This window comes from Nigerium sp. (assembly GCF_039811905.1).
GTDB lineage: Bacteria > Actinomycetota > Actinomycetes > Propionibacteriales > Propionibacteriaceae > Propioniciclava.
The window spans coordinates 1-13,112 of sequence record NZ_JBDHZL010000073.1 but is presented as its reverse complement, the minus strand read 5'-3'; the positions used below and the strand labels follow the sequence as shown (position 1 = coordinate 13,112).

The window sequence follows — 13,112 nt, the reverse complement described above, 5'->3', positions numbered from 1 at the left end:
CCGGGCGGTGCGGGCGTGGCGGGTCGTCGTGTATGCGACGGCGGCGAGCCACAGGGCGATGACGACGATCCAGGCGACGAGCGAGACGGTGCCGGTCGCCCCGGTGGCCTTGAGGATCGTGCGCAGGTTCGTCAGGACGATCAGCCCGCCGACCCCGACGCCGAGCACGCGCGCGGGCAGCCGGCTCACGAGCCAGGCCGCGATCGGGGCCGCGATGAGGCCGCCCAGGAGCAGCGCGAGGACGATCCCGAGGTCGATGCCGGCCGTGCCGAGCGCGACCAGGAAGCCGATGCTCGCGGCCGTCGACACGAGGAACTCCGAGGTGTCCACCGAGCCGACGACCGTCCGCGGGGCGGTCTTGCCGGCGCTGAGCAGGGACGTCGTCGAGACCGGGCCCCACCCGCCGCCGCCGGTGGCGTCCACGAACCCGCCGACCAGGCCGAGCGGCACGAGGAACCGCGAGCCGTGCGGCGAGCGCCGGTTGTGCGCCTGCGCGGGCGGGCGGAACGTGAACCGGCTGAGGATGTACACGCCGAGGGCCGCCAGCACGACGGCCATGACCGGCGTGGCCGCCTCGGTGGACAGGTTCGACAGGAACGTCGCGCCGGCGAACGCGCCGATCGCGCCCGGGACGCCGAGGCGTCCGACGAGACGCCAATCGACGTTGCCGAGCCGCCAGTGCGAGACGCCGGAGGCGACGTTGGTGCCCATCTCGGCCAGGTGAACCGACGCGCTGGCCAGGGCGGGGGAGAGACCCACGAAGAGCAGGAGGGAGGAGGAGGTGACGCCGTAGCCCATGCCGAGCGCGCCGTCCACGAGTTGGGCGGCGAGCCCGACGAGGGCCAGCAGGATGAGTCGTTGCATAGGGGGTTGTCCGTTCCGTGCGGGTGAATGACCGGGTGGGGAGGATCAGCCCCGGTGACATCGGCTCCCGGCCCGGGCTCCTCGGCGTCCGGGCATCAGATGGACCAGTTCAGGACGTCGTCGGGCTCGATCATGGCGGCCTCCGAGAACGACTGCTCCCCGCGGACCATGCCGGCGGCCAGGTTGCCGCCGGTCTGCGGGTCGATGAGCAGGAACGAGCCGGTGCGGCGCGAGCGCGTGTAGTCCTCGGCCATGATCGGGGCGGCCACCCGCACCCGGACGCGGCCCAGGTCGTTGAGCTCCAGGCGGTCGGTCTCGACGGGGGTGAGCGTGTCGAGGTCGAGCTTGCCGTGGATGTCGCGGACGATGCCCTGCACCGTGCGGGTCGTGTGCTTCACGAGCACCTTCTGCCCGACGCGCAGCGGCCGCTCGGACAGCCACGCGACCATGCCGTCGAGGTCCTGCGTGGGGACCGGCGGGTCGTCGACGCCGGCGATCAGTTCGCCGCGCGTGACATCGATCTCGTCGTCCAGGCGCAGCGTCACCGACTGGGGCGCGAACGCCTCGCTCACCGCGCCGTCGGCGGTGTCGATACCGGCGACGCGCGTGCGGCGTCCGGACGGCAGGACGACGACCTCGTCGCCGGCCCGCACCACCCCGGACGCGACCTGCCCCGCGTAGCCGCGGTACTCGCGGTACTGCGGCTCCAGCGCGGCCTCCTGCGGGCGGATCGTGAGCTGCACCGGGAACCGGAACGGCTCGGCGTCCGGGTCGGTGCCCGACGGGACCGTCTCCAACAGCTCCAGCAGCGCCGGGCCGCCGTACCACGGCGTCCGCTCGGACCGGTCGACGATGTTGTCGCCCACCAGCGCCGAGACGGGCAGCGTGACGACGTTCGCGACGCCCAGGTCGGACGCCACCTGCCGGATCTCGGCCTCCACCTCGCGGTAGCGGTCCTCGGCGTAGTCGACGAGGTCGATCTTGTTCACGGCGACGATCACGGTCGGGACGCGGAGCAACTGCCCCACCGACAGGTGCCGACGCGTCTGCTCGAGGACGCCCTTGCGGATGTCGACCAGCAGCACGAGGACGTCCGCGGTCGACGACCCGGTGACCGTGTTGCGCGTGTACTGCACGTGGCCCGGGCAGTCGGCGAGGATGAACGTCCGGTTGGCCGTCGCGAAGTACCGATAGGCGACGTCGATCGTGATGCCCTGCTCCCGCTCGGCGCGCAGGCCGTCGGTGAGGAGGGCGAGGTCGACGTGGCCCAGGCCCTTCGTCTTGGAGACGCGCTCGACGGCGTCCAACTGGTCGGCCAAGACCGACTTGCTGTCGTACAGCAGGCGTCCGACGAGGGTGGACTTGCCGTCGTCGACGCTCCCCGCGGTGGCGAGGCGTAGCAGCGTGCTCATCAGAAGTAGCCTTCCTTCTTCCGGTCCTCCATCGCGGCCTCGGTCAGCCGGTCGTCGGCGCGCGTGGCGCCGCGCTCGGTGATGCGGGTGGCCGCGACCTCGGTGATGACGTCGGCGATCGACTCGGCGTCCGACTCGACGGCGCCGGTACAGCTCATGTCGCCGACCGTCCGGTACCGGACGTGCTTCGTGACGACCTGCTCGCCCGCCCGCGGCTGCGTGACCTCGCCGACGGCGAGCCACATGCCGTCGCGCAGGAACACCTCGCGGTCGTGCGCGTAGTACAACTCGGGCAACTCGATGTTCTCGGCCTCGATGTAGCGCCAGACGTCGAGCTCGGTCCAGTTGGACAGCGGGAACACGCGCACGTGCTCGCCCGGGCGATGCCGCGGGTTGTAGAGGTTCCACAGCTCCGGACGCTGGTTGCGCGGGTCCCACTGCCCGAACTCGTCGCGCAGGCTGACCACGCGTTCCTTGGCGCGGGCCTTCTCCTCGTCGCGGCGGCCGCCGCCGAAGACGGCGTCGAAGCGGTTCTCCGCGATGGCGTCCAGCAGCGGCTGCGTCTGCAGCGGGTTACGGGTGCCGTCGGCGCGCTCGAGCAGGCGTCCGTCGTCGATGTAGTCCTGCACGCTCGCGACGACGAGCCGCAGCTTCAGGCGCTCCACCGTGCGATCGCGATACTCGATCACCTCGGGGAAGTTGTGGCCCGTGTCCACGTGCATGACGGGGAACGGGACCGGCGCCGGCCAGAACGCCTTCGCGGCCAGGTGCAGCATGACGACGGAGTCCTTGCCGCCGCTGAACAGCAGCACGGGGCGCTCCAGCTCTCCCACGATCTCGCGGAAGATATGGATGGCCTCGCTCTCCAGGTCGGCCAGGTGCGACAGCACGTGCTCGGGGTTCGTCGCCTCGGGCAGCGTGCCGTCGACCGTCGTCGAGGTGGTGGTGTCGATGCTCATAGATGCAGTCCGCACTCCGTCTTGGCGAGGCCGGCCCAGCGGCCGGCGCGGGGGTCTTCTCCTGCTGCGACGGGCCGCGTGCAGGGCGCGCAGCCGATGGACGGGTAGCCCTCGGTCAGCAGCAGATTGATCGGGACGCCGTGGCTGCCGGCGTAGTCGAGCAGTTCGTCGAACGTCCAGGCGGCGAGCGGGTTGATCTTCACCATCTGGTGCGTCTCGTCCCACTCGACGAGCCCGGCGTGGGCGCGCAGCGCGTTGTCCTCGCGGCGGATGCCGGTCACCCAGGCCTCGTAGCTGCCGAGCTCGCGGTTGATCGGATCGACCTTGCGCATCTGGCAGCACAGCGTGGGGTTGCGCTCGTAGAGCTTCTCGCCGTATTCGGCGTCCTGCTCGGCGACCGTGAGGTCGGGCAGCACGTCGATGATGTTCGCGTCGATCGTCGCGTCCAGGGCGTCGCGCGTGCCCAGGGTCTCGGGGAAGTGGTACCCGGTCTCCAGGAACAGCACGTCGACGCCCGGGTGCACGGACGCCACGAGGTGCGGCACGACCGTGTCGCCCGCCATCGAGCAGGCGACGGCGAGCGCGTCGCCGAACGTGTCGGCCGCCCAGCGGGCGACCTCTTCGGCGGACGCCTCCGGCCCGAGCACCTCGTTCCCCTCGGCGACGAGCGCCTTCAGCTCCTCGGGGGTACGGGTACGTCCGGGGCCGTGGGCGGCCCGCGGTGTCGCGGTGGTGGTCACTTCAGGGAATCCTCCTCGGCCCGATGGGCCCACTCGGCAAAGGTCTCGGCGCCGTCGCGCTCGGCCAGGAAACTCCGGACGACGCGCTCGACGTAGTCGGGCAGGTCGTCCGCGGACACCTTCAGCCCGCGCACGGTCCGGCCGAAGCCGGGCTCGCCGTTCTGGTTCTCGGCCAGCCGCCCGCCCAGGTGCACCTGGTAGGCGAACTCGTCGGCGCCGTCCTTGCTCTTCATGAGCTGCCCCTTCAGGCCGATGTCGGCCGTCTGGATGCGGGCGCACGAGTTCGGGCAGCCGTTGACGTGGAGGGTGATCGGGGTGTCGATCGTCTCCCCGTCGAACCGCTTCTCGAGCTCGCCGATGACGGTGCGGGCGGTGTCCTTCGTGTTCACGAACGCCAACTTGCAGTATTCGATTCCGGTGCACGCCATCGTGTGGCGGCGGAACGGCGACGGCGTGGCCGTCAGCCCGAGCGGTTCGACGGCCGCGAGGAAGGCGTCCAGGCGGGCCGGGTCGACGTCGAGCACGACGACCTTCTGGTGCGGCGTCAGGCTGAGCCGTTCCGAGCCGGCGGCCTCGGCGGCGTCCGCGAGCCCGGCGAGGACGTCGCCCGAGATCCGGCCGACCGTCGGCGCGAGGCCGACGTAGAGGCGTCCGTCCTTCTGCTCGTGGACGCCCACGTGGTCGGCGCTGCCCGTGGCCGGCTTCGGCGCGGGGCCGTCGGCGAGTTCGTAGCCGAGGTACTCGTCCTGGAGCACCTGGCGGAACTTCTCCGGCCCCCAGTCGGCCAGCAGGAACTTCATGCGCGCCTTGTTGCGCAGGCGGCGGTAGCCGTAGTCGCGGAAGATGCGGACGACGCCGAACCAGACGTCCGGCACCTGCTCGACGGTGACGAACGCGCCCAGGCGCTCCGACAGGCGCGGCGTCGTCGACAGCGCGCCGCCGACCCACAGGTCGAACCCGATGCCGAGTTCGGGGTGCTCGACGGCGACGAAGCTGACGTCGTTGATCTCGTGCAGCGCGTCCAGGCTGGGGTTGCCCGTGACGGAGGTCTTGAACTTGCGCGGCAGGTTCGCGACCTCCTCCGATCCCAGGTAGCGCGACGTGATCGACTCGAGCACCGGGCCCGAATCGATCAGCTCGTCGGCCGCCACGCCGGCGACCGGGGAGCCCAGGAAGACGCGCGGCGTGTCGCCGCAGGCGGTCGTCGTCGACAGGCCCACCGACTCGAGGCGGCGGAAGATCTCGGGCACGCTCTCGATCTCGATCCAGTGCAACTGGATGTTCTGCCGGTCGCTGATGTCGGCCGTGCCGCGCGCGAACTCGTTCGAGATGCCCGCGATGACGCGGGTCTGCTCGGTGGTGAGGCGTCCACCGTCGACGCGGATGCGCATCATGAAGTAGCGGTCGGACAGCTCCTCGGCGCTCAGGGTGCCCGTGCGGCCCCCGTCGATGCCCTGCTTGCGCTGGGTGTAGATCCCGAGCCAACGGAACCGGCCGTAGAGGTCGTCCTCCGCGATCGAGTCGAAGCCCTGTCGCGCGTACTCGTCGATGCGTGCGCGGACGTTGAGGGGGTTTTCGACGCCCTTGAACTCTTCGTTGTGGTTGAGCGGCGCGTGGCCGTCGACCAGCCATTGGCCGTTGCTGCGGCCGGGGGAAGCCGAGCGCACTCGTTCGGACGTGTGGGTGCTCATTCCTGCCTCGTTCGGTGGATCCTCTAGGTGGTGGAGGGCCGAGGCGCTGGGGCTCCTTTAACGAACGAAGCCGGGCGACGTCGGCCCGGCGTGGTGCAGCGTGTGCGGGCGCGTCAGAGAGCGCAACACATCGCAGAGAGGACACGACCCAGATCCACGTGAGCGCGGCTCACGAGCTTCGGGGACGGTCCGGTATGCATGCTCATACTCTACGGCCTCCGGGACGCCGCCCGAGCGCGTCGGGACGCCCCGACCCGCGACCGACCCGCCGAAATCGCCCTGACAAGGGAAGACCGTCCACGCAAGTGGTTGAAATTGGTCCGAAAGTACTGGCAATCGGGGTCACTGGGCGAGATCGGCGTCCGGGGATTGAGGCGGGTCGGCGGGACGTGCGGGGCGCCGCCCGCCCTCGCGCAGCGAACCCCGACCGTGGGTGAGCCCGGCGGCCGACCCGGACGCCGGCACGTGCGCGCCCGCCCACGCCAGCGCGTCGAACGGGCACTCCTCGATGCAGATGCCGCAGTAGAGGCACAGCGAGAAGTCGATGGCGAAGGCGTCCAGCACGTTGCGGGTGCGCTGCCGCGGCCCCGCCGGGCTGCCCGGCAGCGGCTCGGTGTGGCTGTCGATCTCGATGCACCAGGCCGGGCACTCGCGCGCGCAGATCATGCACGACGTGCAGTTCTCCTCGATCAGCCGGATGGAACCGTGCGCGACGCTCATCGCCGCCTCCGCACCCGGCCGCCCACGACGGACGCCGCGACCTCCCCGGGGGTGGCCGGCTCGCCGTCGCGGTCGCCCCACACGTCGGCGTCCGGGACGCCGGGGGGCACGAGCCGCCGGCGTCCGGCAGCGCGGGCGTCGCCCGGCTCCTTGCCGCCCGGCCAGGGCTTCACGGCGCGGGCTCCGAGCACGAAGTCTTTGCGCAGCGGACGCCCGCCGAAATCGTCGCGCAGCAGCAGCGGCCGGTTGTCGCCGCCGTCGAACTCGATGCCGAAGAAGTCGCGCGCCTCGCGCTCGTGCCAGGCCGCCCCGGGGAAGAGGCCGGCGAGCGAGTCGACGTGCGGGTCGTCGCGCGGGATCAGCGTCTCCAGCCGGACGGCGTCCCCGCCCGGGGCGCGCAGCCGGACGACGACGCGGAGGGCGTCGGTCCGCCCGATCTCGTCGACCGCGCCCAGCCAGTCGAAGTGCCGCCCCTGGGACGCCGCGGCGACCTCCGCGCGCCAGGACGCGGCGTCCACCCGGCGGACGGCGTCGGGTCGGCGCGCGGCGCCGCGCGCGTCAGCGGACATCGGCGAGCACCTCCGTGAGGGCGTCCGGGGTGGGCGGGCACCCGGGGACGTAGCGGTCCACGGCCACGATCTCGTCGACGCCCTTGGTGACGACCGGCGAATCCCAGTACGGGCCGCCCGCCGACGCACACGCGCCGAACGCGATGACGACCGGGTCGTCGAGGGCGGCGATGCGCTCGACGACGAGGGGGGCGACGGCGTCCGTCACCGTGCCGGCGACGACGACCGCGACACGCGCCCCGGCGGGCGGCGCGGCCACCCGCGGGCGCCCGAGCGCCGCAGCCTCGACCTCGACGACGCAGCAGGCCAGGCCCAGGTCGGCGACGGCGAGCGAGCCGTCGGAGAACCAGTCCCAAAAGCGCATGACCACCAGCCTGCCACAGGGGGCCGGTGCGGCGGCGTCCGGACGCATTAGGCTGTCGAGGGCGCGTCCCGGACGGGGCGTCGCGCGTGACGACGGGAGCGAACGTGAGCGAGCCGGACGGGACGGGCGCGGGGACGCGCGCGGCGTCCGGATGGCTCGGGCGGTTTGCGCACGACATGGGCGTCGCGATCGGCCTCGGGCCGGTGCGGCTGGGTCTGGTCGGGACGGTCCTGCTCGCGCTGGGCTCCCTCACCCCCGCGTACCTGCCGCAGAGCAGCCCCTATTGGGGGCCGGCCCGGGCCTTCGGGCTGGACGCGACGTGGGTGAAGGTGCTCGGCACGGCGCTGGTGATCGGGGCCGTCATGCTGCTGATGCTGGCGTGGTTCCGGCTGCGTCCGCTGGTGTACACGCACGTGAAGCACTGGGCGGTGCTGCTGTGGTGGTGCCTGCCGATCTCGTTCGCGCCGCCGATCTTCAGCCACGACGCCTACAGCTACGCCGCGCAAGGGTGGCTCATCCAGAACGGCTTCAACCCGTACGAGTCGGCGCCCGGCTTCCTGCCCGGTCCCTTCGCCGACCAGGTCGCCTGGGTGTGGCGGTACACCACCGCCCCCTACGGGCCGCTGGCGCTGCAACTCAGCCACGGGATCGTCCTGCTGGCCGGGCTCAACCCCTACTACTCGGCCGTGCTGATGCGGCTGCCCGCCGTGCTGGGCGTCGCGCTGATCGCGTGGTTCCTCCCGAGGATCGGCGCCTACCTCGACATCGAGCCCCGCGAGGTCGCCTGGTTCTCGATCATCAACCCGCTCGTCGTCATCGACTACGTGGGCGGCGCGCACAACGACGCGCTCATGATGGGCCTCGTCGTGTGGGGGATCTTCCTGGCCTACCGACGCCGGTTCCTGTTCGCCCTGATCGTGATCGGGGTGGCGATGGCGATCAAGCAGCCGGCGCTGCTGGCCGCGTTCCCGGTGGCGATCATCGCCTCCGGGTGGTCGGGCTGGCAGCCGCGCGAGGTCGCCCGCGTCCTCGGGCGGGTGCTCTTCGCGTTCGCCGTCGTCATCGCGGTGTTCGCGCTGATCTCGCTCGCCACGGGGCTGGGCTTCGGCTGGATCCGGGCCGTCTCCGTGCCCGGCTCGATCGTCACGATGGCCCCGTTCAGCCTGCTCGGTTTCGGCGCCCAGGCCCTCGTGGACGCCTTCGGCGCCGACCCGACGCACCGGGTCGCGATCAACATCTCGCAGTCGTTCGGCCTGCTGCTCAGCCTGGCGATCATCGCCTATCTCGCCGTGAAGAGGGCGCGCACCGAGCCCATGACCTTCCTGTCGTGGAGCTACCTGGCGTTCGCCTTCTTCGGTCCCGCACTGCACCCCTGGTACCTGACCTGGGGCGGCCTGCTGCTTCCGTTGACCCACCCGTCGCCGCGGGTGTGGAAGTGGGCGGCCGCGGTCGTGTCGGTGTTGCTGGTCTACGGTGCCGGAAACCTCGCGTGGCGCAACGACGCCGTCGCGCTCGGCGTCGCGGGCCTCGCCGCGGGCGCGATCATCTTCGAGCGTTACCGGCACCCGGACGCCCTCATCCGCGAACTGGAAAAGGATCTGCACGATGACCGAACTGATCGTTGACGTCGACGCCGGCGTGGGCCGGATCACCCTGAACCGGCCGCACGCCATCAACGCGCTGTCGCTAGGGATGTTGCGCGGACTGCTCGACACTCTGCGCGCCTGGGCCGACGACCCGTCCGTGGAGTCGGTGGAACTGCGCGGCGCGGGGGAGCGCGGGTTGTGCTCGGGGGCCGACGTCCGGGGGCTGCGTCAGACGGTGTTGGACGGCGGCGACTTCATGGAGTTCTTCCGCGTCGAGTACGCCCTGGACGCCCTGGTCGGCGCCTACCCGAAGCCCTATGTGGCGCACATGGCCGGCATCGTGATGGGCGGCGGCCTGGGGATCTCGGCGCATGCGTCCCGACGCGTCGCGTACCCGGATTCGCGCTTCGCCATGCCCGAGACGATCATCGGCTTCGAACCCGACGTCGGCATCCCCGCGCTCTTCGCGCGCGCCCCCGGCGAGACCGGCACGCACCTGGCGCTCACCGGCACGACCGTGGGGGCGCGGGACGGCGTCCTGGTGGGGCTGGCGGACGAGATCGACGGCGAGGCCGAACCGGGGGTGCTGGAGGCGTCCCGGGAGTGGATCGACGAGTGCTACGCGGGCGACGACCCCGCAGCGATCGTCGCGCGGCTGGAGGCGTCGAGCCACCCGGACGCCCGCGCGGCGGCGTCCGAGATGCGGCGCCGCTGCCCGCTGTCGGTGGCGGTGGCGCTCGAGGCGGTCCGGAGGGCGGCGTCGATGACGCTCGACGAAGTGCTCGCGCAAGACATGGTGCTCGCCGAGCATCTCGTGCCGGGGCCGGATTTCATCGAGGGCGTCCGGGCGCAGCTCGTCGACAAGGACCGCAACCCGCGGTGGACGCACGCGCGCGTCGAGGACGTCAGCCGGCGCGAGGTGCTGGCGGCGTTCGGGGAGTAGGCGTCCGGTCAGACGTCGTAGTCGACCACCACGGGAGCGTGGTCGCTGATGCGGGCCTCGTAGGAGGCGTCCCGGTCGGTGCCGGCGGTGATCGCGGCGGCGGCGAGCGCGGGGGTGGCGAGCTGATAGTCGATGCGCCAACCCGTGTCGTTCGCGAACGACTGGCCGCGCCAACTCCACCACGAGTAGGGGCCCGGCTCGTCGGGGTGCAGCGTCCGGACGACGTCGGTGAGCGTCCGCGGTGACACGAGCGTGCCGAACCAGGCGCGCTCCTCGGGGAGGAAGCCCTCGGAGCGCTGGTTGGTGCGCCAGTTCTTGAGGTCGAGCGGCTGGTGCGCGACGTTGAAGTCGCCCATCACCGCGAACTCGCGCCCGGCGGTGCGGGCCGCGCGCCGGGCCCGCGTCAGGTACGCGCGCAGGGAGGCCATGAACGTCATCTTGCGGCGGTACTTCGCCGGGTCGGCGTCGCGGCCGTCGGCGATCGCTCCCTTGGGGAGGTAGAGGGTGCCGAGCGTGAGCGGCGGGCGTCCGGGGATGTCGAGGTCGACCTCGAGATAGCGGCCCTCGGGGTCGAAGCGGCGGTTGCCGAAGCCCATCCGGACGGCCGCGGGCGGCTGCCGGGTCAGAAAGCCGACTCCGTTGCGTCCGGGGAGGTTCCCCGGGTGATACGCGAGGTGGTACCCGCCGAGGGCGTCCGCAGGGACGTCGTCCACGCCCGCGCGCACCTCTTGGAGCGCCACCACGTCGGGGGAGCGGGCGTCCAGCCAATCGGTGAACCCGCGGCGATGCGCCGCCCTGATGCCGTTGACGTTGAACGTGGCGACTCGAAGCACCCGGACACCCTACTGTCACAGGTCCGACACTCGATGTCGGCCGACCTGGGTGGCGGTCAGTCGGACTGGGTTTGCCGGGGACCCGACCGGATCGAGTGTCGACCTGGTGACAGGACAGCCCGTGACCAGCGACCGGCCACACACCCGCGAGACTGCGAGTGTCGAGCTGGTGACAGGACAGCCCATGGCGCAGCGACCGGCGACGTACCCGCGAGACAGCGAATGTCGACCAGGTGACAGGACGGACGCGGCCCGGTGGAGGGGCCGAGGCGGAAAGGGTGCGCTACCCCTCGAGCAGGTCGAGCACGATCGCGGTGGCCATACCGTCCCGGACGGCGCGCGCGTCGGTGTCACCGATCGCACCGTCGTACGCACGGTCCTCCTCGTCCACGCTCACGGTCGCCCGCCAGCGCGGCACCCACCCCCCGGACGCCCACGTGTCGCGCCGCGCCGGATTGCGCACCGTCACCGGCGTCCGGCCGAGGAAGGTGAACCGCACCTCGCCGGCGTCGTCGAAGAGCCAGCCGGGCAGCGTCGGTTCGAGGGCGAGCTCGAGCCCGGCGTCCCCCATGCGGAACGGCCGGACGCCCGCCATCATCGCCGTCCACATGCTGCAGAACTCGGCGGTCGCGCCGCTGAGGCGCGCGACGAAGCCCCCGCCGTGCAGGGTGGGGTCAGGGTGAGCCGAGCTGACCAGGAAGGACGAGTTCTCCAGTGGGCTGCGCCCGTAGATCTCCGGATCCTGGAAGCACACCCCCGCGGCCCGGAAGGCGGCGAAGAACTCCTCATACAGCCCCGCCCGCAGCAGTTCCAGCAGGTACTTGTACTCCATGTGCAGCCACACCGACTCGTTCTCCAGCCAGCCCGGCGTGAACGCCCGCGCCCGCCCGATCTCGTGCGAGCAGGCGTGCAAGGGCGCGTTCACCTTGTACATGCCGAGCGCCGGGTCGAACAGCTCCGACGAGCTCACCGCCCGGTGCAGGGCGCGGGCTGCGTCGGCGTCCGCGAGCTTCAGCGCGTGCACCGCGCCCTCCAGGAACAGCGGCAGCGGCCGCGCCTCGAACGCGGTCGGGACGACCCGCGGCCGCCCCACGGCGTCCGTCTCGCCGGTCTCGTCCCACGCCGTTGCCTCATGCGTCAGGTACATCACCGGGACGCCGTCCGCCCGCGGCGCGCGCGCCACGGCGTCCTCCAGCATCGAGCGCAGGGACGCCAGCCACCCGGCGACCTCCGCCGCCTCGACCCGCTCGCTCTCCCCGCCGAACCCCCGCCGGACGCCCGCGCGGTAGGCCTCCAGGGCCGTCGTCCGGGCCGCCCACGCCTGGTCGCCGGCCACGGCCCGCAGCAACCCGGACGCCTCCGCCGGCAGTTCTGCGCCGGCCGCGAACCGTCCCTCCAGCAGCCGGGCCAGCCGCACCAACTCGACCGTCTCCCCGAGCGACGACCCGAACAGCCCCGGCAGCCCGTTCAGCGCGTCGTACCAGCCGGGCTTCCCGGCTTCCATCGCGACGCCCAGCCCATCGGGGTCCAGCGCGCCCACCTTCACGCCCAGCAGCACGAGCAGCTTCTCGGCGACGGTGTTCGTCCAGGGCTCCCCGTCCGGACGCCGTACCAGCGGCCCGCGCTCGGCGATCACGGACGCCTTCTCGGCGTCCTCGACCACGGCCCCGTACTGCCGGACGCCTCGCCCGGTCAGCACGCACCGGCGCGCGAGCGGCTGCACCACGCCGGGCGAGTCGTACCAGCCCACGCGGGCGTCGAAGAGCTCGTCCGCCCGGTCGGGGAAGATGGCGAGGAACGACTCGATCAGGTCGAGGTTGTAGAGCCAGTGGTCGATCCAGTACCCCTCCTGGAAGCGGGCGGCGAACCGGCTCTCGGCGGGGCCGAGGGCCGCGGCGACGAAGGTGGCGGCGTCCACGCGCAGGCCCAGCCGGCGATCACGGATCGCGCGCAGCAGTTCCCCCGGCGTGAACTCGCCCTCCAACAGGGGCGCCAGCCCCTCCGGACGCTCGACGAGCTCGCACACCGTCCCCCGCGCGCTCTCCGGCAGCCGGAACCGCAGCCCATCGCATACCAGCGGGTTGTAGCCGTCGGGCTGCAGCAGCCCGACGAACGTCGTCACGTCGGACGCCCCCACCTGCGGGTCGAACCAGACGTCGCACCGGCGGTTCTGGTTGAGGTCGCGGTAGGCCCCGTTGCCCGAGCTGTAGGGCTCGGCCGGGAGGACGAAGTCGTTGTAGTCCCGCTCGATGTCCCCGTGTTTGCGGCCGTACGCGTGGACGACCGCCTTGCCGTCGCCGATCACCACCGGACGCCCGCCGCGCAGCACGTTGTCGAGGTACGTCTGCCGGGCGTAGCCGTCGAACAGCGGGTCGGACGTCCGCGTCGCGATCGCGTCGGTGAGCTCCTCGGCGAGGGCGCGGGCTTCGGC

At 72.0% G+C, this 13,112-nt stretch carries 12 protein-coding genes; 2 read left to right on the top strand and 10 right to left on the bottom strand.

Annotation, left to right across the window (positions count from 1 at the left end; all coding sequences use genetic code 11):
* The 8 genes from WMJ97_RS11265 to WMJ97_RS11230 form a co-directional block, all read right to left on the bottom strand.
* On the bottom strand, positions 1-864 hold an 864-nt coding region (locus WMJ97_RS11265; RefSeq protein ID WP_347349091.1), incomplete at its 3' end, for a sulfite exporter TauE/SafE family protein.
* A gap of 95 nt (positions 865-959) precedes the next feature.
* Complete coding sequence (locus WMJ97_RS11260; RefSeq protein WP_347349090.1) at positions 960-2,276, bottom strand: GTP-binding protein; 1,317 nt, start codon at positions 2,274-2,276, stop codon at positions 960-962.
* Positions 2,276-3,235, bottom strand: coding sequence for a sulfate adenylyltransferase subunit CysD (cysD, locus tag WMJ97_RS11255; RefSeq protein WP_347349089.1), 960 nt, complete (start codon positions 3,233-3,235; stop codon positions 2,276-2,278). The genes WMJ97_RS11260 and cysD overlap by 1 nt, the downstream gene beginning before the upstream one ends.
* Positions 3,232-3,975: a phosphoadenylyl-sulfate reductase gene (locus WMJ97_RS11250; RefSeq protein WP_347349088.1), complete on the bottom strand. Its 744-nt coding sequence runs from the start codon at positions 3,973-3,975 to the stop codon at positions 3,232-3,234. The genes cysD and WMJ97_RS11250 overlap by 4 nt, the downstream gene beginning before the upstream one ends.
* A complete protein-coding gene (locus WMJ97_RS11245; protein WP_347349087.1) occupies positions 3,972-5,666 on the bottom strand; it encodes a nitrite/sulfite reductase in 1,695 nt (564 codons plus the stop codon). The genes WMJ97_RS11250 and WMJ97_RS11245 overlap by 4 nt, the downstream gene beginning before the upstream one ends.
* Before the next feature lie 342 nt (positions 5,667-6,008).
* Positions 6,009-6,386 carry a 4Fe-4S binding protein gene (locus WMJ97_RS11240; RefSeq protein WP_347349086.1) on the bottom strand — a complete coding sequence of 126 codons (378 nt, stop codon included), beginning with the start codon at positions 6,384-6,386 and terminating at the stop codon, positions 6,009-6,011.
* Positions 6,383-6,955, bottom strand: coding sequence for an NADH-quinone oxidoreductase subunit C (locus WMJ97_RS11235; RefSeq protein WP_347349085.1), 573 nt, complete (start codon positions 6,953-6,955; stop codon positions 6,383-6,385). The genes WMJ97_RS11240 and WMJ97_RS11235 overlap by 4 nt, the downstream gene beginning before the upstream one ends.
* Positions 6,945-7,319, bottom strand: a complete 375-nt coding sequence (locus WMJ97_RS11230) for a proton-conducting membrane transporter (RefSeq protein WP_347349084.1) — start codon at positions 7,317-7,319, stop codon at positions 6,945-6,947. The genes WMJ97_RS11235 and WMJ97_RS11230 overlap by 11 nt, the downstream gene beginning before the upstream one ends.
* Positions 7,320-7,423: 104 nt before the next feature.
* On the opposite strand from WMJ97_RS11230, the gene mptB reads away from it, so the two are divergent.
* Both mptB and WMJ97_RS11220 read left to right on the top strand, forming a co-directional pair.
* Entirely contained in the window at positions 7,424-8,944 is a 1,521-nt protein-coding gene (gene mptB, locus WMJ97_RS11225) for a polyprenol phosphomannose-dependent alpha 1,6 mannosyltransferase MptB (protein WP_347349083.1), read from the top strand.
* The gene (locus tag WMJ97_RS11220) at positions 8,925-9,848 is read left to right on the top strand and encodes an enoyl-CoA hydratase/isomerase family protein (RefSeq protein ID WP_347349082.1); all 924 of its coding nucleotides are present in this window, start codon (positions 8,925-8,927) and stop codon (positions 9,846-9,848) included. The genes mptB and WMJ97_RS11220 overlap by 20 nt, the downstream gene beginning before the upstream one ends.
* A gap of 8 nt (positions 9,849-9,856) precedes the next feature.
* Here WMJ97_RS11220 and WMJ97_RS11215 read toward each other — a convergent pair whose 3' ends face one another.
* Together WMJ97_RS11215 and WMJ97_RS11210 are read right to left on the bottom strand one after the other, a co-directional pair.
* A complete protein-coding gene (locus tag WMJ97_RS11215) occupies positions 9,857-10,681 on the bottom strand; it encodes an exodeoxyribonuclease III (protein WP_347349081.1) in 825 nt (274 codons plus the stop codon).
* Between the two features lie 283 nt (positions 10,682-10,964).
* The coding region (locus WMJ97_RS11210; RefSeq protein ID WP_347349080.1) for a hypothetical protein at positions 10,965-13,112 on the bottom strand (2,148 nt) is incomplete at its 5' end.

Coding starts and splice junctions, on each gene's coding strand:
- WMJ97_RS11260 (WP_347349090.1), bottom strand. CDS start 2,276: ATGAGCACGCTGCTACGCCTCGCCACCGCGGGGAGCGTCGACGACGGC.
- cysD (WP_347349089.1), bottom strand. CDS start 3,235: ATGAGCATCGACACCACCACCTCGACGACGGTCGACGGCACGCTGCCC.
- WMJ97_RS11245 (WP_347349087.1), bottom strand. CDS start 5,666: ATGAGCACCCACACGTCCGAACGAGTGCGCTCGGCTTCCCCCGGCCGC.
- WMJ97_RS11240 (WP_347349086.1), bottom strand. CDS start 6,386: ATGAGCGTCGCGCACGGTTCCATCCGGCTGATCGAGGAGAACTGCACG.
- WMJ97_RS11235 (WP_347349085.1), bottom strand. CDS start 6,955: ATGTCCGCTGACGCGCGCGGCGCCGCGCGCCGACCCGACGCCGTCCGC.
- WMJ97_RS11230 (WP_347349084.1), bottom strand. CDS start 7,319: ATGCGCTTTTGGGACTGGTTCTCCGACGGCTCGCTCGCCGTCGCCGAC.
- WMJ97_RS11220 (WP_347349082.1), top strand. CDS start 8,925: ATGACCGAACTGATCGTTGACGTCGACGCCGGCGTGGGCCGGATCACC.